This is a genomic window from Nocardia spongicola, from assembly GCF_047200775.1.
Taxonomy (GTDB): Bacteria; Actinomycetota; Actinomycetes; order Mycobacteriales; family Mycobacteriaceae; genus Nocardia.
The window spans coordinates 83,162-104,460 of sequence record NZ_JBJZOO010000004.1 but is presented as its reverse complement, the minus strand read 5'-3'; the positions used below and the strand labels follow the sequence as shown (position 1 = coordinate 104,460).

Genomic DNA, 21,299 nt, shown 5'->3' with positions numbered 1-21,299 from the left:
AGACACCATCGCGGAGCGCTCATGGCGCCGACGGGGTGTGGGAACTCCCGCATAGCACAGGAGGCGTGATGACCAGTACTACCTCTGGCGCGATCATGCGCGCCGAAGTCCTTGCCACGAACCAGGAGTTCGCCGCGCGCGCGGGCGCCAAAGCCGCCAACCTGGCCAGACTGCAGGCCGCGGGGTATCGGGTACCGCCGTTCGCGGTGCTGAGCACCGATGCCTGCGCGCGGGTGCTCGATCCGTCGGCCGACGCTGTCGCCGAGTTGCTGGCCGGACTCGATCCGGACGACCCGGCCGCTTTGCGGGAGGTCTCGGCCCGGATTCGTGCGCATATCGCGGAGCTGCCATTGCCCGCCGATATCGCGGACGAGCTCGATACCGTGGTGGCCGAACTGTCCGCCACCGGCTCCGCCCCGGCGGGCGAGGTGCGTTTCGCGGTGCGCTCATCGGTGCTCGGTGAAGATTCGGCCACCGACTCTTTCGCCGGACAGCTCGACACCGTGCTCAATGTCGCAGCGGCAGATCTGCCCGCCGCGATCGGCACCGTCCTGGCCTCCGCCTGGTCGGAGCGTGCGTTGTTCTACCGGGCCCGTCGTGGCCTCGATGGCGCGCCGATCACTTGCGCCGTCGTGGTGCAGGTACTGCTCGACAGCGCCGTGTCCGGGGTGGTGTTCAGCTGTAATCCGCAGACCGGTGATCCCACCGAAGCGGTGGTCGCGGCGGCACTCGGCTTGGGTGAAGGTGTGGTGGCGGGGACGGTGGATTGTGACACCTACTTCGTCGACCGCGCCTCAGGCACCATCACCTCCCGGGTTGTGGTCGACAAACGCAGCCGTGTGGTGTCCTCGGGTGACGGTGCCGGAACTACCGTCGAAGAGCTGGGTGATGCGGTGACCGGCGCCGCGTTGTCCGACGCGCAGATCCGGGAACTGACCGAGGTCGCGGGCGAGCTCGCCGATCGTTTCGGTGCGCCGCAGGATATCGAGTTCGCCTACACATCCGATGGGCAGTTGCATCTGTTGCAGGCCAGGCCGGTCACCGCGACCGGTGCGCGGGAGACCGTCTTCGACAACGTCAATGTCGCCGAATCGTATCCGGGACTGTCGAGTCCGCTCACCTTCTCTGTGCTGCGGGCCGCCTATGAGCAGGTTTTCCGTGCCTGCCATCGTGATTTCGGCGCCACCGGGCGCATCGTGGATCGCAATGCCACCGATCTGTACCCCTATCTGGTCGGGACTGCCCGTGGTCGGATCTACTACAACATCACCAACTGGTACCGGCTGTTCCTCGAGATCCCCGGCATGGAATTCGCCATCGAGGGGTGGGAGGCCGCGCTCAATATCGAGAACCGCTATCGCCGCCCGGATGCGCCACTGCGTGGCATTGCCCGGATACGCGCGATCATCTTGCGGCTGCGGATATTCGCGATCATCCTGATCGGCTGGTTGCGGCTGCCGCGGCGGCTGCGCGCGTTCTTCACCGAACTGGCGGCGAGCACCGCCGACCTCGAGCGCAGGCTGGATCCGGATACCCTGGAGCGGGAACGTGATCCCCAGGCGCTACTGGCTTGGACCGAACGTTTCTTCGACGAACTGGTGCCCGCGTATTCGGTGCAGATCTTCAACGACTTCCTCGCCCAGCAGATGTTCCATGTGGTCGGGTTGCAGCTGAACCGGGCGGGCATGGCCGAGGACGCGGCGCTCACCCTGCGCAATGAGTTGTTCTGCGGCGAGGACGGCGTCGACAGTGTCGACCCGGTGCGCTCGGCGCTCGCGCTCACCGCCTTGGTGCGCTCCGATCCCGCGCTGCGCGAGCTGTTCGAGGGCACGGCCGATGCGCATGAGGTATGGGCGGCATTGTCGGACAAGCGGTTCGCCGGCTTCCGCGCCGCCTGCCTGCGGCATATCGCGGAGTTCGGTGACCGCACGGTGGATGAGCTCAAACTCGAAACCGATCCGTTGGGCGAGCATCCGGAGCGACTGGTGCCGATGCTGCGCAACTACTTACGCGGCGGGCAGAACGCCGATGACATGATCGCGCGGGAACAAGCCATCCGGCGTGCGGCTGAGCGTACGGCATCTGCTTTGTTCGAGCGGAAACCATTGCAGCGTTTGCTTTTCCGGCTCACCCTCCGGCTCGCCAGGGAGCATGTGAAGCAGCGGGAGAACATGCGGTTGGGGCGCAGCCGCTCCTTCGGCTTGGTGAAGCGGGTGTTCCGGGAATACGGCAAGCAAATGTCCGCTGCCGGCCTGGTGGACGATCCGCGCGATATCTTCTGGCTCACCTACGAGGAGATCATCGCCCTCACTCGCGGTACGGCGGTGGACACCGATGTCGCTCGCCTCGTATCACTCCGCAAGGCCGATCACGAGCGCTGGCGTACCCAGCAGTTGCCCTCCCGCATCATCACCACGGGCATCGCCGCCACGGGGATCACCGATCCTGCCCTGGAACAGCCGCTCGAAGGCGCTGTCGATGGTGAGCGGGTGCTGCGCGGTATCGGCTGTGCCCCCGGTCGTATCGAAGCTCCGGCCCTGGTGTTGCATACCCCGGACCCGGATGTAGTGATCGATGGACAGGTGCTGGTGGCCTCGACCACCGATCCGGGCTGGGTATTCCTCATGGTCGCCGCGGGCGGCCTGGTGAGCGAGCGGGGCAGCTTGCTCTCGCACACCGCCATCATCGGACGCGAACTCGGCATCCCGACGGTCGTCGGTGTCCCGGATATCACCCGCCTGGTCGGCGATGGTGATGTCCTGGTCCTGGACGGCCGGGCCGGAACAGTAACGCTCGGACAGGAGCAAGAATCATGACCGCTCCCGATCTCGCTCATGGTGAGAACTTCAGCCTGGAGCATTACCTCGACCCCGCGGCACACACTTTCGAACAGCGTTTCGCGGAATTCCAACCCTACGTGACGCACGCTCGCGGCAGTGGGTTCGTGTTGCGTGAGGTGGCAGGCCCCTCGGGGCCGGTGGTGCCGGTGCGCGATCCGGCGACCGGAGCGATCGACGAGCTCATCATGCTCGGCTCCAACAACTATCTCGGCCTCGGCAATGAACCGAAGATCGCCGAGGCCGCTATCGCGGCCATCCGGGAATACGGTGTCGGACACGGCGGTCCGCCGCTGCTCAATGGCACCACCACGGTGCACCGGCAGCTGGAACAACGGCTGGCCGAGTCGAAGGGCTGCGAGGCGGCCATGCTCTTCGCCTCCGGCTACGCCGCGAATGTCGGCTGGGTGACCGGTCTGCTGCGTAAAGGCGATATCCTGCTCTACGACGAACAGAGTCACGCGAGTCTCTACGACGGCATCCAGCTCGGCCGGGTGCGCTCGATGGCCTTCGCGCACAACGACCTGAGCCATCTGCGGCATCGGCTGATGCAGATCCGCTGGCGTAATCCGGGGGCGAATGTCGTAGTGGCTGTCGAGGGCGTGTACTCGATGGACGGTGATATCGCTCCACTGCCGGAGATTCGCGCGCTGTGCGATGCGTTCGGCGCGTGGCTGGCAGTGGACGATGCGCACGGCACCGGTGTACTCGGTGCCCATGGGCACGGCACCGCCGAGCATTTCGGGCTCGGTCCAGGGTCGGTGGAACTGTCCATGGGCACGTTCTCGAAGTCGTTCGCCAGCACCGGCGGTTTCGTGGCCGGGTCCAAGGACCTGGTGGATACCTTGCGTTTCTTCGCCCGTTCCTACATGTTCTCCGCGGCACTGACGCCGCCGGTGGTCGCGTCGGTACTCGCGGGGATCGACTTCATGGACGAACATCCCGAACGAGTGCGGCAACTGCACGACAATGTCGCGTATTTCGTCAAGGGATTGCGCGCCATGGGTTTCGCGGTCGATCCGCAGACCGCGATCATCCCGATCCTGGTGCCACAACGTATCGCCGTCGCGGATGTGGTCACCGCGCTGCATCGTGAGGGCGTGTTCGTCAACGGGGTCGAATTCCCGGCTGTGCCCCGCGATCAGCAGCGCCTGCGCATCAGCATGATGGCCACCCTCACCCGCGAACATCTCGACCGCGCACTGGACCGGATCGACACCGTTGCCCGTCGCTTCGGCTTCCATCCCGAACAAGAAGGGGTCGCCTGATATGACCGACACTATGCTCGCCGCAGGTGGGACGGCAGCTGAGCGGCTGCTGGTGCATACCGCGCTGGCGGCGCCGACCGAACCGGAACGCGGTGAACTGGTCGAGCTGGCCCACCGGATCACCGATTGGGCGGCCTTCTTCGAGCTGGCCCAGCTGAACGCGACCGTGCCGCTGGTGCGGCGTTCCCTGCTCGCCGCCGAGGTGTATTCGCTCGTCCCTCCCGTGGTGCAGGCCAGGTTCGAGGCTGTAACACAGCGGATCGCGACCGCGAACGAACGTAGGCTGGCCGGGGTGGTGCCGCTGTTGCGGCGGTTCGATGAAGAGGGCATCCGCTGTGTGGTGCTCAAGGGCATGCTCTTCTCCACCGAGATCTACCACGATCCCGGCTACAAGCGGATGAACGACCTGGACATCCTGCTGGAACCAGAGCAGATCGACGCGGCCATAGCGATCTATCGGGAACTGGGTCTGTTCGCGACCTCGGAGCTGCTCGGCAAGGCGCCCAAGGTGCGGGCCGAGCGCTCGCATCATCTGCCGTCGTTCGTCTCCCGCGACGGTGCGCTGGTCGTCGGCACCCACTGGGGACTGATCACGCCGCTGACCCCCTACACGATCGATTACGCCGCGATCTGGAAACGAGTGCGGCGCATCGATTTCCACGGTGTTCCGGCATGGGCGCTGGCACCCGAGGACAACCTGCACCACCTAGGCATCCATCTGCCCTACTACAAGACCGGGGTCCGAGAACTCGGAGACATCTGGAATCTGGCCCGCTATGCGAGCGAGGATCTCGACTACGACCTGCTCGCCGCCGAGATCGCCACAGCGGGTACCGAAGGTCTGATGTACCACGCCCTCTCGCTGGCGCATCGGTTGGTGCCCAACCCGAACTTCGCCGCGCTGCTGAATCGGATCGAGCCGCGTGTGGACCGATTCACCCACACCGACACCGCGCGCAAGATCGCGGATGTGCACACGCTGCTGCGTAGCCGTTCCACGCACACCTCTCGTATCGAGAAGGCCTACACCGAGTTCAATATGACCGCCGACCCGAAGGAGAAGCTGGAAAGCTTCGGCAGGCTGTGGTCGGGATTGTTGCTGGCTCCCACGGAGGAGGCGGCCCGGATGAGCTCACTGCGTGATCCGGGCGCGATGGATACCCTCGGTGCTCGCGTGATCGCACCGTACCGGCTGACCAGAGTGTTCCAGCGTGACCTCGGCAAATGGCTGTTCCCCGCCGCGCTCGCCAAGACGGTCTACGATCTCGGCGCCTCCTACGCCGGGCAGTTGCGGACGCGCACCGGATTCGGTGGTGCCCGCCCCGCGCCGCCCGGTATCGAGGAATACGCGGCTCGGCTCGGACTGACCAGAGCGGATCTACAAGCTGTCCTGGACAGTCAGGAATGAGCGCACCCCCCACCGTGCTGTGGGATCTGGACGGCACCCTGATCGGTTTGCGTCGGCGTACTTTCACCACAGTGATGCCCGCAGCGGCGACCTGGGCGTTCCGTGATCTCATGCCGCCGCACCGTTTCCTACCGGTGTTACGCCGCACAGTGCGTGATGTGCGTGCCAATGACACCGATCACACCAATACGGAGCTGATGCTGCGCCTGCTCGCCGAGCGGGTCGGCATCGGCTATGAGGTGGCCGCGGCCCGTTTGGACCGGTTGGCTGAGGTCGAATTCGTCCGGCTGCGCGCGTGTTTCACGCCGCAACCGGAGGCGGTGGCGACGGTGCGGAGCCTGGCGCGGTCCGGTGCCCGTCAGGTGATCGCGACCAATCCGCTGTGGCCGCGCAGCACCGTGGTGGCCAGGCTCGGCTGGGGTGGGCACGATCTCGGCTCGTTCTCCTACATCACCAGTGGCGAGAACATGCACCGGTCCAAGCCGCGGCTCGACTTCTATCACGAACTACTCGACCGGCTTGGCGTGGCGGCAGGCGATTGCGTGATGGTCGGCAACGACCCGGGCAACGACGGGCCTGCGACGCAGCTGGGGATTCCGGTCTTCCTGCTCGGCACCAAGGGCGCCGAAGTGCCCGCCGAGGTAGCCAGGACCGGATTGGTTACCACCGGTGACCATCGCGCATTGCGGCGGTGGCTCGGTATCGAGGAGGATCCATGCTTGTCGTCTTGAACCCGCAGTCGAATGCGGGTACCGCTCTGCAGCGCTGGCAGCCGGTGGAAACCGTACTGCGCGAGCGGAATCCCGATATGACCGTCGAACTGCCCGCAGACGAACAGCACGCCACCAAGATCGTGCGCGCGGCCGTCACCCGCCAGGATCCACCCGAGGTACTCGTGGCCGCCGGTGGCGACGGCATGGTGAACCTGGTGCTGAACGCGCTCATGGACCCGGAGACCGACCGCCCGCTGGCCGCCGGTTCGGCGCTCGGCGCGGTGGGTCTCGGCAGCTCCAACGACTTTCACAAGCCGATGTCCGATGCCGCGCGCGTGGGTACCGTCCCGGTGCGGCTGGATGCCGCGCGTGCCGAACTCGTGGACGTGGGCAAGGCCAGCATGCTGCTGGCCGATGGTACGCACATCGTCCGATACTTCCTGCTCAACGCCAGTATGGGATTGGTCGCGGCGGGCAATCACTCGTTCAACCACGCCACCGGCTTGCTCGGCAAGCTCAAGACGCGCAATGTCGACGCCGCCATCCTCGCCACAGCGCTGACCACCATCGCCACCCACCGGCCGCTGCCGATCACGGTGCGCGGCAGCGACTGGATCCACACCGCGCCGATCACCAATATCGGCGTACTCAAAAGCGTGCACTTCGCCGGTGGTATGCACTACGACACCACGGTCACCCGCGCCGATGGCCGGTTCGATGTGAATATCTGGTCCGCGGCAGGCAGGCTCCGGGTACTCGGCCTGATCGCCGGGCTGTACGCGGGCCGGTTCCGGCGCTCGCGGCTGGCGGTATGCCACCGGGACACGATGGTGGAACTTCGACCGGATCGCCCGACACCGCTGGAGCTGGACGGGGAGATAACGATAGTGGAATCGGCCCGGCTGGAAGTACTTCCACGCGCATTGAGGGTGTGCACCGCATGAGCGGTCAAGCCCGGAGGCGGGAGCGCAGCGTCGCCACGGAGGGCTCCGCTCGTGCGGGAAAGGGGCACCGCATGAGCGGTCGAGCCCGGAGGCGGGAACGGAATGTGGCCATGGGGGGCTCTGCTTATGCAGGAAAGGACTCTCAATGACTGTCGTACTCATTACCGGAGCCGCGAATGGTATGGGCGCGGCCACCAGACAACACCTTGCGAACCTCGGATATACGGTCGAGGGCTGCGATCTGATAGCGGCGCCCGGTCTCGCCGAAGTGGACGTGCGCGATACCGAGGCAGTGAACCGCTGGGTACGCGAGGTACACGCCAGGCACGGCCGGATCGACGCGGTGGTCACCTTCGCGGCCTACGGTGTGGTCGGGTCGGTCGAGGAGACCACCCCGGAGGAGGCCGCGGCACTGTTCGACACCAATGTGCTCGGCACGCAGCGGGCGCTGCGCGCCGTACTACCGCTGTTCCGCGAACAAGGTGCGGGCCGGGCAATCGTGGTGAGCTCGGGAGCGGGTGCGATCGCCGAGCCATACGGCGGTTGGTACTCGGCCACGAAGGCGGCTGTAGAGCGGATCGGTGAAGCAGCGCGGATGGAGGCGGCTGGTTTCGGAGCGCAGGTGTCGGTGCTCATCCCGGGCTGGACCGTCACCCCGATCATCGACGCCGCCGAGCACGTGAGCGCCCCGATCGCCGCCTACGACAGCGATCGTGCCTCCGTACTCGACTTGGTGCGCGGCTACCTGGCGGCGGGACAGCCCGCCACGGCAGTCGCCGAGAAGGTCGCCAAAATCCTTGCGGCTGACCGGCCACGGCCGAGCTACCTCTGCGGCAAGGATGTGCGGTTGTCCTTCTGGACCCGCCGACTGGTGCCCGCACGCGTCTACGAGCGACTGGTGCAGCAGTACTACGGTTTTCGGTAGTTCACCGGTAGCGCATTCTGCTCGCCGCGGCATCATAGCCTGCCACGGTGGTTAGATGGCCTGCCTGCGGCGCGGACCTGCGTCGAGCCAGCGGATAGGACCTACCGGGTGTTACGCAATGCAGGCACTATCCCTGCCGGTCACCTCCTGGACCGTACTACAGCCGACCGCGCACTGTCGGTCGTGGGGAGAGGCGCTGGACCAGGCACCTCGCTTGTGGGCACCGGACCAACCCGCGTGCGGGGCTACTCTGGGGTATCGGAGATCTCGCCGCCGGAGACCTCGTGGCCCTGATCCCGTGATGCGGGAGGAGGGCGGAGATGACCACTCGAGCAACAGGAACAGTGCTGCTATCCGGGTGTGCGGTGCTGGTGTTGCTGTCCGGGTGTGCGGCATCGGACTCGCCGGGTACCGCACCGGTGACAGGCCTTTCGGTGGTGGCCACTGCGCCGACCGGTTCCGGTCCGGCGGTCACCACGACCGCACCGGTATCGCAGTCGGTTGTGGCGACCACCGCCGCGACCCCAGTGGCCTGCGGATCCGGCCAGGTGGATGTGGCGGTAGGAGGAAGCGAAGCGGCGATGGGGCATCGCGGGGTCCAGCTGAGCTTCAGCCTCGCCGCAGGCGCACCGCCGTGTACGGTGACCGGCTATCCCGGTGTGGACGCGGTCGGTGGTGGACCGGTCGTCTCTGCCGACCGTACGCCGAACGGCTATCTGGGCGGCCTGCCCATCGGTCAGGACACGGCGCCGACCGTACTGCTGGAGCCGGGCCGCACGGCTCACGCCTTGCTGGAGGCGGTTGCTTATGACAGCAGCGGCCGGACCTGCGCGGAGTCTTCGAGCATTCTGGTCACCCCACCCGATTCGACCGACACCCGCTCCCTGCCGGTCACCATCGCCACCTGCAGGTTGCAGGTGCACCCGGTAACCGGATAGCCGCGTGTCGAAGTGGCCGGACCACCGTGCGATAGGTGCGATGGCCGTTATCGGTTAAGCTCCTGCTCCTGTGGCTCTCAGCGCAACTGTGTACACCTTCGCCGTCCACCTGGCCGATGTCGATCGTGGCGTCTATCAGGAGATGGAGTTGCGTGTAGCGCGGCACCCCTCCGAAACAGCCGAGTTCATGCTGACGCGGCTGCTGGCCTACTGCCTCGAGTACGAAGAGGGCATCGCCTTCAGCGATGGTGGTGTTTCGTCCACCGACGAGCCCGCAGTGCTGGTGCGCGATCTCACCGGACACCGCACCGCGTGGATCGAAGTCGGTGCTCCCGATGCGGAGCGGGTACATCGCGGCAGCAAATCGGCCGACCGCGTCGCCGTCTACACCCACCGCGAATCGGCCAAAGTGCTGGCGCAGCTCGCGGGTAAGCGAATCCACCGCGCCGAGGCGATTCCCCTCTACAGCTTCGACCGTGAGTTCATCACCGCCGCGGTCGCCGCGCTCGAGCGGCGCAACACGGTGACCCTTTCGGTCACCGAGCGCTCGCTGTACCTGGATCTCAACGGCACCGGCCTGACCACATCGGTCGACGAGCACCGGCTCGGGTAGTTACCTCGGTGCACCCGATCGGGTTGATTGCCCCCCCGGCTCTACCAGACCCCAGGGTCTGTCACACGCTCCCGAAGATTCGCTTACCAATGGCAGCTGCGCAAGTGAGGGACGATGAATTTCGTGGCGTTGGGCCGTCTCTACTGCTGAGGTTTGTACCCATCCGAAAGGAAGCGCCATGAACTGGACCCTCGAGGTCGTCATCGTCCCGGTATCGGATATCGATCGGGCGAAGGACTTCTACAGCGAGCGAATGGGATTCACTGTCGACCACGATACGAAGATCGGCGACGGCGTGCGCATCGTGCAACTGACGCCGCCGGGCTCCGGCTGCTCCATAGTCATCGGTGAAGGCGCGGTCCCGAAGATGGAACCCGGCTCCGTGAAGGGACTCCAACTGGTCGTGCCCGACATCAAGCAGGCGCACAAGGAACTGGTGGCGCGCGGCATCGCGGTCACCGATGTCCAGGTTGTGGGTGAAAATCCTTCGCCTACACCGGATCCTCTCGACAATGTCGGATTCATCTTCTTCGATGACCCGGACGGCAACAGCTGGAGTGTGCAGCAGATCTCGTCGAGAGGGTGAGCCGAAACCGGGATGTTCCCTTACCTGCCCCCAACAGTCCGGATACAACAAACTCCTGCTCCCGGAACGCGCGCAGGCGATGCGTGTGATGGATTTCGATAACGCGGGCCGCGAAGCATACGAGGTCGCGAACGATGTCGTGGTGGGGTCAGTGGATCGTCTGGTCGCGGTGTGGGATGGTGAGGGCGGATCGAAGGCAGGCACCGGAACGGTGGTCGAGCTCGCGCGTGAACGCGGCGTACCGGTCGACGTGGTGTGGCTGGAAGGCGCCGCGCGCGGCTGACTTCTCATCCACAGCGCGCCGCTGGTGCGCGGTTTCACCGGAGATCCCACCGCCTGGATCGAGTCGGCGCATCCGATCGAGGCGCGTCCGAGGATCGTCACCCACTCCGCCGCTGCCTGTGCCCGAGGGCGGGGCCGAGCATATCGAGCTGGGTTTTGCCGAGGAAGCCCGCGAGTTCCACGGTGCCATCGGACTGGACCCGGACATCGAGCTGGTTTCGGCCGGTGTGGGGGTCGTAATGGCGGTAGCGATCGGTGAGGTGCAGGAATCGCTGGTTGCCCGAACCGACGAGCGCGCGGTGCTGTTCCGGTTGGTCGGCTCGGTAGGGGCCGTCGACCAGGCAGTCGATGTGCTGGAGGAAGCGGCGTTCCTCATAACCGCGGGCGGCGAGGTCTTCATGGAGGTAGCCGGTGAAGACGAGGACACCGAGGCCTGCGGCGTGTGCCGCTTCGACAAGATCGGCGCAGGGCGCGGGCTGATCGAAGGGTTCGCCGCCGAGCAGGGTGATCCCTTCGCAGCCTGCGGTGACCGCGTCGGCCACGATGGTCTCCGGGGCGAGGTGGTGGCCGCCGCGGGTGGTGAACAGGTGGGGATTGATGCATCCGGGGCAGCGAATAGCGCAGCCCTGCATCCAGACAGCGGTCCGCAGCCCTGGGCCTTCGGCTGTGGTGCCGTGCAGGATGCGGGCGATGCGCAGCATCAGAATTCGAGCCTGCGGCCTGTGGCCGGTGGGGGCGTCGTTACCACGGGGGTCGATGTGGTGATGCGATCTTGGATCGTCAGGTAGATGTGCGGGGGTATGCCCGCTTCCGTCATGATCTGGTCGGGTGCGGAGTAGCGCCCGAGCCGGTGCCTGGCAGTGACGATCGCCTCGGCCGCGGTAGCGTCCAGGCCGAGTTGTTGTTGCAGCTGGTTGGTGTCGGCGCTGTTGAGGTCTACCGATCCGCCACCCGGTGTGGGCGCGGTGTTGTGCCCGGGGAACAGTGTGGGGGCAGGGGGAGCGGCGGAGGCCCCGGAGCGGCCGGTCCACTGCGGAGCGGCCGCGGTGGCGGGTGCTTCCGGCCAGGGTCGCGGGGAATGGTTCGGTGCGGCGGGGTACCCGCGCATGGCCGCGTCGACGGCGGGTGGAAGCGCGCCGCCTGGGGTTTCCATCGCCGGGTTCGCGCCTGCCTGTGCCGTCGGCGTGGTGGAGTGCCATGGGCGGCTGGGGTTGTAGGCCCGCCATTTCAGGTAGGAGCGGTTCGTGGCGAAGGTGTGGATTATTCCGCCGATCCAGCAGATCAGGCAGACCAGCGATACCACCTTGCTGGTGGCGGAGTCGCTCGGCTCGGCTTTGGTGCCCATATCGACCGTGGGCAGGATGATCATCAGACCGATGCCATACACCAGCCAACCTGCCGATGCCAGCAGCCAGGTTTTGTTACGGGCCCGTAGTCCGATGATCAGAAAGCCGACGAAGTTGAACAGGCCGAGCAACGGCAGCAGGCTCCACAGGGTCCACGCGCTGTTGCGTACCCGCCATCCTCGCGAGCAGAGGCGTTCTTCCGGAGTGGTCATGCGAGGTCTTCCTGCTGTACGACGGTGGTGTCGGTGACGGTTCGGGACGCGTAGTACTCCCGGGTGAGGCGGGAGTCGACGACCTCGGCCTGACGGCACAGCTGCTGCATGAGTGTGACGTCGTCGAGACACGACGGCCCTGGGCGGCCGGTCGATTCTGCGCTGATGGTGCCGTCCGCTGAGACGGTTACGACGATGCGGCGGTTCATCGTTCCTCTTCGAAGACGAGCTGGACGGTGCCGTCGGTGGCGTGTTCGGTGACCAGTCGCAAGCCGAGTTCCCGCGCATGCTGCCGGACCACGGCTACGTTGCGGGCCTGCAGGACCCGGCCGACGGCGTGCTCTAGGTCGGCGAGCATCGTGTCGGTGGCCTGTTCGTCGTCATCGATCCGGCCGAGGAAGACTTCGCCTACTCGTTGAAAGGTCGCCGCACCCAGCTGGGTGACGGCGGTGACGGTGTCCTCGGTGTGGACGATGTCCCGAGCTCCGAGCACATGCAGTGCTTCGATCAGCAGGGTGTGGTCGGTGATCCGGGTGGTTTTGCATTTCTGGCACAGGTCGGTGTTGCGGCTTTCTCGCCATGCCGCTGCGGCGGCGATGCCGAGCGGGATCAACAGAAGCTCCACACTCACGCGGTGTTCCTCTCCGGGATGCTCAGAACTCGAAGGTTCTGCCGCCTCGCCAATTGCCGATCTCGGAAGAACCCTGTGGTGCGCTCTTCGCGTAAGCGGCGCGGTCCTCGGCGCCGGTGGCCGCCACCGCGCGGGTGGACGCCCACTCCCGGATCTGCGCGATCTGTTCGGCCTGGGTGATCGACAGCGGAACGGTATTGGCGAGTGCGCGCTGCAAATCGTCCATACTCACATTGCGGCGTTCGGCGAAGGCGTCGAAACACGCGGAGATGACCATCTGTTCGATCTCGGCACCGGAAAATCCTTCGCTTGCCGCGGCCAGCGAGGCGGTGACCTCGTCTGTCGGCTGTACGACAGGGCCGTCGCAGTGCTCGTGGATCCGCTTCTGGATATGCAGCTTCCAGATGATGACCCGTTCGGCCTCGGTGGGCAGATCGACGAAGAATATTTCGTCGAACCGCCCCTTGCGGAGGAACTCCGAGGGCAGGCTTTCGATGCGGTTGGCTGTCGCCACCACGAACACCGGTTTCGTCTTCTCCTGCATCCAGGTCAAGAAGGTGCCGAACACACGCTGACCGGTGCCGGAGTCGCCGCCGGAAGCCGATGAGCCGAAACCCTTCTCGATCTCATCGATCCACAGGATCGATGGCGATACGGCTTCCGCCAGGCGCAACGCCTCCCGCATGTTCTGCTCACTCGACCCGACCAGGCCCGAGAAGACCCGTCCGACATCCAGCCGCAGCAGCGGCAACCCCCACAAGCTGGACATGCACTTGGCGGTCAAGCTCTTTCCGCAGCCGGGCACACCCGTGATCAAGATGCCCTTCGGGGCCGGGATGGACCAGCGCGCGGCTTCGGCGAGCCAGGAGCCGTTACGTTTGCTCAACCACTGTTTGAGCACTTCCAGGCCGCCGATTTCGTCGAATCCGCCGGAGGACGGAATGAACTCCAGCAGACCGGATTTGCGGATGGTCTGCTGTTTTTCTTCCAGGACCACGGAGATATCGCTCGCATCGAGTGTCCGATCCGAAGCGATCGCGCGGGCGAAGGCGTTCTCGGCTTCCCACCGGGTCAATCCGAGTGCCGCTTGCAGCAGCCGGTGGTGTTCGTCCTCGGTGAGCTGAACCGAGATATTGGCGGCGTTCGCCGAGACGATCGAATCGAGGACATCCGCCACCTCCTGGATATCGGGAAGTGGCAGATCGACTACGGTGACGATCTTTTCCAGATCCACCGGCAGGGTCAGAGCGGGAGCGATCAGCAACAAGGTGTGCGCCACCGCACCCATCTTGAACGCATTGGCGGTATCGATGAGCGCGCGGACCAACTCCGGATCCGGGCCACGATTCGAACCGAGGAAATGGTGGAGATCGCAGAAGGCGAAGATCGTCGGTTGATCCACCGTGCGCGCGGCGGCCAGCGCGTCGGCAGGCTGCATCGGCTTCCCTTCACCGCCGGGACTGTGCAGTCCCTTCGACAGGGTGTAGATGGCTACGTTCTTCGGCCGAGGCAGCGCCTCCGGGTCCGCGGCCAAGGAACGCACGGTAGCCAGAATCCGCTCTTCCTCATGGGATTCCACCAGCAGCACCGGATGCCGGGCCCGAATGAGCTGAACAAGCGTGTTACGGAACTCGGCTGTTCCCCCCACTGCGGTCACCTGGCCTTCTGCCGCGAACTCATGACGATTGCCGCACGATAACAAACTATCGTGTGGAGGGGAAAGTCGAGCGGAGATGGCGCAGGTAGTGCAGGAGGATTCAGCAGGCGCTACCGATCCTGTTCAGAACTCGGGGGATTCAGGCTTCTTCGTCCGGTAGCTGTCTGGTCCGGCTGCTTCGCGCGGTCCGGCCGAACCCGATCAGTACGACCAACACCCATATCGTGAGCAGTGCGATGGCCAGACCCGCGGGATAGTGACGATCCAGCACAGTGGGGTTGTCCGGCAGCGCGTATCGTCGTCCGACCACCGGTGCGGCGATCAGGGCGAGCGTGACGGTGCATACGGCGCCGCAGGCGGCGGGCCCCCACCAGCCCGCGGGCAGAATGCGCCGCCCGCCGAGCCCGGCTGCCGCCGACAGTGGCGCGAAAACCGCGTCGTGCAGCAGGATGCCCCCGCCGAACCACAGCACGACCGAGGTCAGGTCGGTGGTGGTGAATTCGAGCAGCAAGGTGAGGCCATACCAGCCGAGCCAGAGACCGGCCAGGAGCAACACTGCCCGGATGGCCGGGATCATGGCAGCACCTCGATGCGTGAAAGCCATTTGGTTTGCAGTACACCGGGACGGTTCGGTGCGATGAGGCGGCAGGGATAGCCGTGATCCAGGTCGAGTATTTCCCCGTTCACTGTCATCGCGATGAGCGTGTCCCGGTCAAGGACATGCCGCTGTGGCAGTACCGAGCTGCGATAGATCCCGCTGGTCTCCAGCGAATCGCATCGAACGTCACCGCCGGTGTATCCGACGAGGGCGAGGACATCGCGCAGCCGGACTCCCGACCAGTGCGCGGACGCCGACCATCCTTCGACGCACGCGATCGGCAGCCGCGCCGAGGTCTGCGGCAGCGCGGCCAGCTCGGTCCGGGTGAACTCGCGCTGCCGGTCTCCGGCGCGCACCAGCAGCCGATAGCCCGGATCGCGTGCCCGCTCGGCTACCCCCGCGGCGGCGGCCGAGCGATTGACCGGAACTCCCTGCGGCCCGTGCCCGCTGCGTGGCGCGAGAAACGATACCCACCGCAGCAACGGCACGGTCTGCCCGGCCACCGCAAGGCCCGCCACCGCCGCGGACACCCATGCCGCGTTCAGTACAGTGCGGCGCGAAACCCTGGTTACCCTTCGATCGGCGGCGTTCGACATGGCATGCGCCGGGGAAATGCCTTCTGGGGATGCCTGATCCGCAGGCGTCGGCGACTCGATCGGGCGGCGCAGTGCCTCCCGGATCACTGGCAACTTCACCGCCAGATGCACGGCGAGCGCCCCGGCCGCTATATAGGCCATCGCGTAATGCGCGGTGGGGAAGAAGAACTTCCACGGATAGTACTGCGCGATATTGGCCAGTCCTGTCGACAACTGGAAGATGACCGAGCCGACAAGTACCGCGATCGATCCGCGCTCGGCGATACGCAGCGGTGAACCGAGTATCGGCCGCTGGAACAGTCTCGGATAGACCGCCCACAATTTCACCAACAGCAGGGGAATGGCGATCACCCCCGCGATCACATGCGTGCCCTGGGTGAAGCGGTAGAGCCAGACCGGTCGGGTGGGCCACCAGAACCAAGTGGGTGGATGCTGGATCCAATGGCTCAGTAGTCCGGTGCCGAAACACACCAGGATCGCGATGCCGAGCGCGATACCGACCCGACTCGCTACTTCGGGGCCGCGCGCACTCATGGTGCGCCCGCATGCTCGGGCTCGCCGGGGTGCCGTTTCAGCCAGGCGATATGTCGCCCGGCCACTTCGGCGGTCGCGCGCAAGCGGAACCCGGTCGCCTCGGCCAGCGCCTCCGCGTATTCGATGCCCACATACGCCCACGGAAACCAGGGGCCTGCGGAATTCTTCGTCTCCAGGCGGAGCTGCTGTCGAGCTATACCGGTACCGGGCCGGTCGAATTCGACCACGGCGACTCCACCGATGGTGAGTAGATCGCGGGTCCGGTCGAGTAGCCGCAGTGGGTCGCCGCCGATACCGACATTGCCGTCGGCCAGCAGAGCATAGGTCCAGCGCCCGGTCCCCGGTAGCGGCTCGAACAGATCACGGTGCAGTGCGGGTGCCCCGCGAAAACGGGTGACCGCCACCGCCATCGGTGAGATATCCACTCCGAGCGCGACGACACCGCGCCGCAGCAGTGCGGCGACCAGGCGACCAGGCCCGCAGCCGAGGTCGATGGTCGGGCCGTCGCAGCAGCAGGTCAAGGCGGTGTCGGCGAGGTTATCGGTGTCCTCGCCCGCGCCGAGCCATTGCCTGGTCGGCAGGGGGCGCGTCGATCCGTCGGTGGCACGGACCCAGCAGTCCTCGCCTATCAGCGCCTGGTCGAAGATTTCGTTCACCGCGTCACCGTGGTGCGGTGCCGCAGCCGCCGCACCGTATCGGCGAATCGGCCCTCGGTGGCTGCTGCGATCCGCAGGGCATCGTCGAAATCATCGACATCGGAGTGTGTCGGCAGCGAGTGAACCCGCAGGCCGCACTGCCGTATCGCGTTTCGGGTCAGCAATCCGGTGCGGGAGGTCGACATCGGCACATCCGTGAGCGTGCGCGCGGGTTGCGGGGTCGGCAGGCCGAGCGCCCACCAGCCGCCGTCGGTGGCGGGGCCTAGCACGGCGTCACCGGTGTCGAGCAAAGTCAGGGCTGCTTCGGTCAGCAGTTCGGCACCGAGCTGGGGGGTATCCATACCGATCTGCAAGACCGGCAGTCCCGCTCTGGCCGCGTCGGCATGCGCGTTGGCCAACCGCTCGCCGAAGGTGCGCCCGCGTTGTGGCAGCACGTCGACACCGGCCAGCAGCCCGCACAATTCGCCGTGACGTTCGGCGGCGTCGAGATCGCCGGTCATGGCGACGATGCGGTGGGTGACGTCGCTGTGCACGACGGCATCGAGGGTATCGAGCAAGGATGCCGCGGCGACCTCGGCTGCCTCGTGCGGGGTGAGCGGCGGGGTGAGCCGTGTTTTGGCGAATCCGGCGACAGGCGCCTTCGCCACCACCAGCAGGGTGGCCGGGCAGGTCATTTCAGCACCATCCAGAAGTCTCGGGTGGCGCGCATCGAGCCACGCCATGAACCGGATACCTTCGATATCCCGCCTGTTCGTGGCCGGTAGGTGATGTCCTTCTCGACTACCAGCCAGCCCGCGGTGGCCGCTCCCATCAGCAGTTCCAGCGGGTACCCGAAGCGGGTGTGCAGTGGTCCGAGCGAGAGCAGCGCCGTTCGGCGGGCGACTCGCATCGCGGCGATATCGTGCACCGGTACGCCGTACTTGCGCCGCAGCCGGGTGGCGATCATCCGGTTGCCGAGGCGAGCGTGCCAGGGCCAACTGCCAACGCGCACCGGCCTGCGCCTGCCCACGGCGAGATCCGCGCCCGCGCGCACCTCGTGCACCAGAGCAGGCAGTTCACCGGGGTCCATTGATCCGTCGCCGTCGAGGACCGCGACCAATTCGGTCTGTGCCGCGGCGATCCCGGCCTGCACCGCGGCGCCGTATCCGGGGCGTTGCTCGGCGACCACATGCGCTCCGGCCGCCCGCGCGACGGTGGCGGTGGCGTCGGTGGACCCGTTGTCCACGACCAGCGCCAGGTAACCGGGTGGAATCGCCGCGAGCACAGCAGGCAACGATTCGGCTTCGTCACGGCACGGGATGACGACGGTCACGCCGTCTCGTTCGTCCACGGATTCGGTCACTCTTGGAACGCTAGGTTCGAAACGGACGAATGCGGCCGCGAAAACGGTTACGAAACTCTGACGGTGTCGATTCCATTGCGGCTGTCAGCGGATTCTTGCGTGTTTCGCGCCTATCGTGACCGTGTGCGCGAACTCACCGAAGCCACCAGAGGGCAGACGGTCCGATTCCGGGGCGAACTGCTCGCCGCTGGTCTCGCTGTCGTCTTGGTCGGCGCGGCATTCCAGGTTCCGCGAATCATCGGCGGTGAGTGGCAGCGTTCGCTCTACGCGGGCGCCGCGCCGATTTTCGGCGTGTGGTTACCGCACGCGGGTCCGGGTACTGTCCCCGCCGCCTTGATCGCCGTGGTGGTTGTGCTGGCAGGCCCGACCGTCGCGGCCCGGCTGTCTTGGCCTCGACTGCTGGTAGCGGCGTATATCACCGCGGTGTGCTGGACGTTCGCCTTGGCATTGGTCGACGGCTGGCGGCGCGGCTTCACCGAACGGCTCACCGACCACAACGAGTACCTGCACGAGGTCGGTGGGGTGACCGATCTGCGGGTGCTGCTGCGCGAATTCTCCGGTCGGATTCTCGACTTCCAGCCGGACTCGTGGACCACGCATGTCTCCGGGCATCCGCCGGGCGCACTGCTGTTCTTCGTCCTGCTCGACCGGGCCGGGTTCGGCGGTGGGGCATGGGCGGGAGCGGCCTGCCTGCTGATCGGATGCAGCGCGGTGGTCGCGGTGGCGGTCACCTTACGTGCGCTCGGTGCCGAGTACCGTGCGCGGGCGGCACTGCCCTTTCTGGTGCTCGCACCCGCCGCGCTCTGGATCGCGGTATCGGCCGACGCGATATTCGCCGGTGTCACCGCATGGGCGGTGGCACTGCTCGCGCTGGCCACCCGGTCCGGCCGGATCGGGACCGCGGTCGGGGCCGGGGTGTTGTTCGGTCTCGGCATCTACCTCAGTTACGGATTGGTGCTCATGGCGTTTCCGGCGGTGGCTGTGCTGATGGCAGGGCGGACGCTCCGGCCGTTACTGCCTGCGCTCGCCGGTGCGCTGGCGGTCGCGGCCGCGTTCACCCTCGCCGGGTTCTGGTGGCTGGATGGCTACCATCTGGTCGTCCAGCGCTATTACCAGGGCATTGCCTCCGACCGGCCGTTCGGTTATTGGTGGTGGGGCAATCTCGCGGCGACCGTGTGCGCTATCGGTCTGGCTGCCGTCGCGGCGTTACCGAATGCGTTGTCACGGGCGGGTGTGCGGGCGTTGGACCCGGCGACGCTGCTGGTGGCCGCGGGATTGTGCGCTGTCCTTGTCGCCGATGCCAGTGGGTTGAGCAAGGCCGAGACCGAGCGGATCTGGCTGCCGTTCGACGTGTGGCTGCTGGCGGCAACTGCCTTTCTACCGAAAGCCACCGCCCGCTTCTGGCTCGGCGTGCAGGCGCTCGGCACTTTATTGCTGGTCCATCTGATTCTGACGCATTGGTGATTGTTATGTGCATACTCATCGCAGACGATGACCCTGTCGTGCGCGACGTGGTCCGCCGCTATCTGGAACGCGACGGCTTGGCGGTGCTCGAAACCGCCGATGGGGCGAGTGCTTCGGCCGCGCTGGCGCGTCGTGACGGCTTCGGCGACGGCATGTCCGGGGAAGTCGAACTCGCGGTGCTCGACGTGATGATGCCGGGGCCGGATGGCATCGAGATCTGCCGTGCCGTCAGATCCGGCCCGCGCCCGGATACACCGATCATCTTGCTGACCGCCCTCGGCGACGAAGACGACCGGGTGATCGGGCTGGAAGCAGGTGCAGATGACTATGTGACCAAGCCGTTCAGCCCGCGCGAGCTGGCATTGCGAGTGGCCTCGGTACTGCGTCGGTCGCGTCCCTTTGCCCCGGCCGACCACTCGGCGCTGTGGGACGGTGTGCTCGAGGTGCGCCCCGCGGCCCGGCTGGTGTGTATCGATGGCGCCAGGGTCGAGCTGACGCCGCGTGAGTTCGATCTGCTGGAATTCCTGTTACGGCACCCGAACGCGGTGTTCAGCCGGGAAGATCTGCTGGCCGAGGTATGGGGCTGGGACTTCGGTGACCTCTCCACGGTCACCGTGCATATCAAGCGATTGCGCGCCAAGCTCGGTGCTCATCACCGAATCGACACCGTCTGGGGGCGTGGCTATGCGTGGGGACGCGCCGGGACCGAGCAGGATCGGTCCTATGGATGAGCCGACACTGCATCTGATCCTCTACACCGCCGCAGGCTCGGTACCGGTGGTGCTGTTCGGGGCGATTCTGCTGCATGTGGTCGGCAACAGGTCGCTGACCAGCAGTATGGTCGTGCTGATTCTGATCCCGATCCTGTCCGCGCTCGCCGGGATGACCGTGGTCAGCGGTCTGATGTTCACCACCGAGCTGCATCGCACTCTGGTGGTACTCGCTGTTGTCGCCACGGTCACCCTGCCCGCCGCGGTGCTGCTCGGCAGGCAGCAGGCACGCAAGACCGTCTGGGAGAAACAGATCCGCGAGCAGGAACGAGCCGCCGAACGCTCCAGGCGTGAGCTGGTCGCCTGGGTGAGTCACGATCTGCGTACCCCGCTCGCCGGTATCCGTGCCATGGCCGAGGCGCTGTCGGACGGTGTGGTGACCGATGCCGCGGTCGTCACCCGCTACGCCGAACAGATCGGCAGGGAGATCCATCGGCTCTCCGGCATGGTCGACGACCTGTTCGAGATGTCGAAGATCAACGCCGGTGCGCTCCGGCTGGCGCTGGAGCCGATAGATCTGCGTGAGGTGATCGACGAGGTGCTCGCCGCCAACCGACCGACCGCAGAGCGTGCCACGGTGTCCTTACGCGCCGAACAGCCGGACTTTCGTGTCATGGTCGCGGCCGATGACCGCGCACTCGGCCGGGTACTGACCAATCTCGTCTCCAACGCCATCGCGCATACTCCGCCGGGCGGTCATATCGCGATTTCGGCCGGAGTGGTCGACGGGCAGGCATGGGCGCGAGTCGACGACAGCGGACCCGGCATCGCGGAGGACGACCTCGCCAGGATCTTCGAGATCGCCTATCGCGGTACGGCAGTCCGGTCGCCGGTCGCCGGTGACGGTATGCCCGCGGGCAGCGGTATGGGGTTGGCTATCGCGGCGGGCTTGGTCGAGGCCCACGATGGTGATATCACCGCCAAGAATCGCGACCGTGGTTGCCGCTTCGAAGTGCGGCTGCCGCTGTCGGAGAACTGA

General features: G+C 66.1%; 23 protein-coding genes. 13 read left to right on the top strand and 10 right to left on the bottom strand.

The annotated features are described in order from the left end of the window. Positions 1-68: 68 nt before the first annotated feature. The 10 genes from ACL02S_RS10625 (at position 69) to ACL02S_RS10580 (ending at position 10,515) form a co-directional block, all read left to right on the top strand. Entirely contained in the window at positions 69-2,816 is a 2,748-nt protein-coding gene (locus tag ACL02S_RS10625) for a PEP/pyruvate-binding domain-containing protein (RefSeq protein WP_412802194.1), read from the top strand. Next, positions 2,813-4,105 (top strand): aminotransferase class I/II-fold pyridoxal phosphate-dependent enzyme, encoded by a 1,293-nt coding sequence (locus ACL02S_RS10620; RefSeq protein WP_412802193.1) that lies wholly within the window; start codon positions 2,813-2,815, stop codon positions 4,103-4,105. Before ACL02S_RS10625 ends, ACL02S_RS10620 begins: the two co-directional genes overlap by 4 nt. A 1-nt stretch (position 4,106) precedes the next feature. Next, positions 4,107-5,513, top strand: coding sequence for a nucleotidyltransferase domain-containing protein (locus tag ACL02S_RS10615; protein WP_412802192.1), 1,407 nt, complete (start codon positions 4,107-4,109; stop codon positions 5,511-5,513). Continuing rightward, positions 5,510-6,244, top strand: a complete 735-nt coding sequence (locus ACL02S_RS10610; protein ID WP_412802191.1) for an HAD family hydrolase — start codon at positions 5,510-5,512, stop codon at positions 6,242-6,244. The genes ACL02S_RS10615 and ACL02S_RS10610 overlap by 4 nt, the downstream gene beginning before the upstream one ends. Continuing rightward, positions 6,229-7,170 (top strand): diacylglycerol/lipid kinase family protein, encoded by a 942-nt coding sequence (locus tag ACL02S_RS10605; protein WP_412802190.1) that lies wholly within the window; start codon positions 6,229-6,231, stop codon positions 7,168-7,170. Before ACL02S_RS10610 ends, ACL02S_RS10605 begins: the two co-directional genes overlap by 16 nt. Positions 7,171-7,315: 145 nt before the next feature. Beyond that, positions 7,316-8,095, top strand: coding sequence for an SDR family NAD(P)-dependent oxidoreductase (locus tag ACL02S_RS10600; protein WP_412802189.1), 780 nt, complete (start codon positions 7,316-7,318; stop codon positions 8,093-8,095). A 320-nt stretch (positions 8,096-8,415) separates the two neighbouring features. Further along, entirely contained in the window at positions 8,416-9,033 is a 618-nt protein-coding gene (locus tag ACL02S_RS10595) for a DUF4232 domain-containing protein (RefSeq protein ID WP_412802188.1), read from the top strand. A gap of 70 nt (positions 9,034-9,103) precedes the next feature. Beyond that, on the top strand, positions 9,104-9,646 hold the full coding sequence (locus tag ACL02S_RS10590) for a YaeQ family protein (RefSeq protein WP_412802187.1): 543 nt from the start codon (positions 9,104-9,106) through the stop codon (positions 9,644-9,646). A gap of 178 nt (positions 9,647-9,824) precedes the next feature. Continuing rightward, positions 9,825-10,232, top strand: a complete 408-nt coding sequence (locus tag ACL02S_RS10585) for a VOC family protein (RefSeq protein ID WP_412802186.1) — start codon at positions 9,825-9,827, stop codon at positions 10,230-10,232. Positions 10,233-10,317: 85 nt separating this feature from the next. Beyond that, positions 10,318-10,515, top strand: a complete 198-nt coding sequence (locus ACL02S_RS10580; RefSeq protein WP_412802185.1) for a hypothetical protein — start codon at positions 10,318-10,320, stop codon at positions 10,513-10,515. Positions 10,516-10,612: 97 nt separating this feature from the next. Here ACL02S_RS10580 and ACL02S_RS10575 read toward each other — a convergent pair whose 3' ends face one another. The 10 genes from ACL02S_RS10575 to ACL02S_RS10530 form a co-directional block, all read right to left on the bottom strand. Continuing rightward, positions 10,613-11,215 carry a 4Fe-4S single cluster domain-containing protein gene (locus tag ACL02S_RS10575; protein WP_412802184.1) on the bottom strand — a complete coding sequence of 201 codons (603 nt, stop codon included), beginning with the start codon at positions 11,213-11,215 and terminating at the stop codon, positions 10,613-10,615. Next, positions 11,215-12,072, bottom strand: coding sequence for a ComEA family DNA-binding protein (locus ACL02S_RS10570; RefSeq protein ID WP_412802183.1), 858 nt, complete (start codon positions 12,070-12,072; stop codon positions 11,215-11,217). Before ACL02S_RS10570 ends, ACL02S_RS10575 begins: the two co-directional genes overlap by 1 nt. Further along, positions 12,069-12,281 carry a DUF2997 domain-containing protein gene (locus ACL02S_RS10565; protein WP_412802182.1) on the bottom strand — a complete coding sequence of 71 codons (213 nt, stop codon included), beginning with the start codon at positions 12,279-12,281 and terminating at the stop codon, positions 12,069-12,071. Before ACL02S_RS10565 ends, ACL02S_RS10570 begins: the two co-directional genes overlap by 4 nt. Next, on the bottom strand, positions 12,278-12,703 hold the full coding sequence (locus tag ACL02S_RS10560) for a hypothetical protein (RefSeq protein WP_412802181.1): 426 nt from the start codon (positions 12,701-12,703) through the stop codon (positions 12,278-12,280). Before ACL02S_RS10560 ends, ACL02S_RS10565 begins: the two co-directional genes overlap by 4 nt. Positions 12,704-12,725: 22 nt before the next feature. Beyond that, positions 12,726-14,351: a Ycf46 family AAA ATPase gene (locus ACL02S_RS10555; RefSeq protein WP_412802180.1), complete on the bottom strand. Its 1,626-nt coding sequence runs from the start codon at positions 14,349-14,351 to the stop codon at positions 12,726-12,728. A gap of 148 nt (positions 14,352-14,499) precedes the next feature. Next, positions 14,500-14,937, bottom strand: a complete 438-nt coding sequence (locus tag ACL02S_RS10550; RefSeq protein ID WP_412802179.1) for a hypothetical protein — start codon at positions 14,935-14,937, stop codon at positions 14,500-14,502. Then, the gene (locus tag ACL02S_RS10545; protein WP_412802178.1) at positions 14,934-16,088 is read right to left on the bottom strand and encodes a molybdopterin-dependent oxidoreductase; all 1,155 of its coding nucleotides are present in this window, start codon (positions 16,086-16,088) and stop codon (positions 14,934-14,936) included. Before ACL02S_RS10545 ends, ACL02S_RS10550 begins: the two co-directional genes overlap by 4 nt. Beyond that, on the bottom strand, positions 16,085-16,744 hold the full coding sequence (locus tag ACL02S_RS10540) for a methyltransferase domain-containing protein (RefSeq protein WP_412802177.1): 660 nt from the start codon (positions 16,742-16,744) through the stop codon (positions 16,085-16,087). Before ACL02S_RS10540 ends, ACL02S_RS10545 begins: the two co-directional genes overlap by 4 nt. Beyond that, positions 16,741-17,418 carry a TIGR04282 family arsenosugar biosynthesis glycosyltransferase gene (locus ACL02S_RS10535; RefSeq protein ID WP_412802176.1) on the bottom strand — a complete coding sequence of 226 codons (678 nt, stop codon included), beginning with the start codon at positions 17,416-17,418 and terminating at the stop codon, positions 16,741-16,743. The genes ACL02S_RS10540 and ACL02S_RS10535 overlap by 4 nt, the downstream gene beginning before the upstream one ends. Further along, a complete protein-coding gene (locus ACL02S_RS10530) occupies positions 17,415-18,086 on the bottom strand; it encodes a glycosyltransferase family 2 protein (protein ID WP_412802175.1) in 672 nt (223 codons plus the stop codon). The genes ACL02S_RS10535 and ACL02S_RS10530 overlap by 4 nt, the downstream gene beginning before the upstream one ends. 177 nt (positions 18,087-18,263) lie before the next feature. Between ACL02S_RS10530 and ACL02S_RS10525 the strand changes: the two genes are divergently transcribed. From ACL02S_RS10525 to ACL02S_RS10515, 3 genes are read left to right on the top strand one after another with little or no spacing between them, the layout of a single operon-like run. Next, on the top strand, positions 18,264-19,550 hold the full coding sequence (locus ACL02S_RS10525) for a hypothetical protein (RefSeq protein WP_412802467.1): 1,287 nt from the start codon (positions 18,264-18,266) through the stop codon (positions 19,548-19,550). 5 nt (positions 19,551-19,555) lie between these two features. After that, on the top strand, positions 19,556-20,281 hold the full coding sequence (locus ACL02S_RS10520) for a response regulator transcription factor (protein WP_412802174.1): 726 nt from the start codon (positions 19,556-19,558) through the stop codon (positions 20,279-20,281). Beyond that, a complete protein-coding gene (locus ACL02S_RS10515; RefSeq protein ID WP_412802173.1) occupies positions 20,274-21,299 on the top strand; it encodes a sensor histidine kinase in 1,026 nt (341 codons plus the stop codon). The genes ACL02S_RS10520 and ACL02S_RS10515 overlap by 8 nt, the downstream gene beginning before the upstream one ends.

Excerpts from the sequence above, each read along its gene's own strand:
- ACL02S_RS10575 (WP_412802184.1), bottom strand. The coding sequence starts at position 11,215 with ATGCTGCGCATCGCCCGCATCCTGCACGGCACCACAGCCGAAGGCCCA.
- ACL02S_RS10605 (WP_412802190.1), top strand. The coding sequence starts at position 6,229 with ATGCTTGTCGTCTTGAACCCGCAGTCGAATGCGGGTACCGCTCTGCAG.
- ACL02S_RS10515 (WP_412802173.1), top strand. The coding sequence starts at position 20,274 with ATGGATGAGCCGACACTGCATCTGATCCTCTACACCGCCGCAGGCTCG.
- ACL02S_RS10625 (WP_412802194.1), top strand. The coding sequence starts at position 69 with ATGACCAGTACTACCTCTGGCGCGATCATGCGCGCCGAAGTCCTTGCC.
- ACL02S_RS10620 (WP_412802193.1), top strand. The coding sequence starts at position 2,813 with ATGACCGCTCCCGATCTCGCTCATGGTGAGAACTTCAGCCTGGAGCAT.
- ACL02S_RS10520 (WP_412802174.1), top strand. The coding sequence starts at position 19,556 with ATGTGCATACTCATCGCAGACGATGACCCTGTCGTGCGCGACGTGGTC.
- ACL02S_RS10610 (WP_412802191.1), top strand. The coding sequence starts at position 5,510 with ATGAGCGCACCCCCCACCGTGCTGTGGGATCTGGACGGCACCCTGATC.
- ACL02S_RS10550 (WP_412802179.1), bottom strand. The coding sequence starts at position 14,937 with ATGATCCCGGCCATCCGGGCAGTGTTGCTCCTGGCCGGTCTCTGGCTC.
- ACL02S_RS10595 (WP_412802188.1), top strand. The coding sequence starts at position 8,416 with ATGACCACTCGAGCAACAGGAACAGTGCTGCTATCCGGGTGTGCGGTG.
- ACL02S_RS10615 (WP_412802192.1), top strand. The coding sequence starts at position 4,107 with ATGACCGACACTATGCTCGCCGCAGGTGGGACGGCAGCTGAGCGGCTG.
- ACL02S_RS10545 (WP_412802178.1), bottom strand. The coding sequence starts at position 16,088 with ATGAGTGCGCGCGGCCCCGAAGTAGCGAGTCGGGTCGGTATCGCGCTC.
- ACL02S_RS10565 (WP_412802182.1), bottom strand. The coding sequence starts at position 12,281 with ATGAACCGCCGCATCGTCGTAACCGTCTCAGCGGACGGCACCATCAGC.
- ACL02S_RS10600 (WP_412802189.1), top strand. The coding sequence starts at position 7,316 with ATGACTGTCGTACTCATTACCGGAGCCGCGAATGGTATGGGCGCGGCC.
- ACL02S_RS10535 (WP_412802176.1), bottom strand. The coding sequence starts at position 17,418 with ATGACCTGCCCGGCCACCCTGCTGGTGGTGGCGAAGGCGCCTGTCGCC.
- ACL02S_RS10570 (WP_412802183.1), bottom strand. The coding sequence starts at position 12,072 with ATGACCACTCCGGAAGAACGCCTCTGCTCGCGAGGATGGCGGGTACGC.
- ACL02S_RS10585 (WP_412802186.1), top strand. The coding sequence starts at position 9,825 with ATGAACTGGACCCTCGAGGTCGTCATCGTCCCGGTATCGGATATCGAT.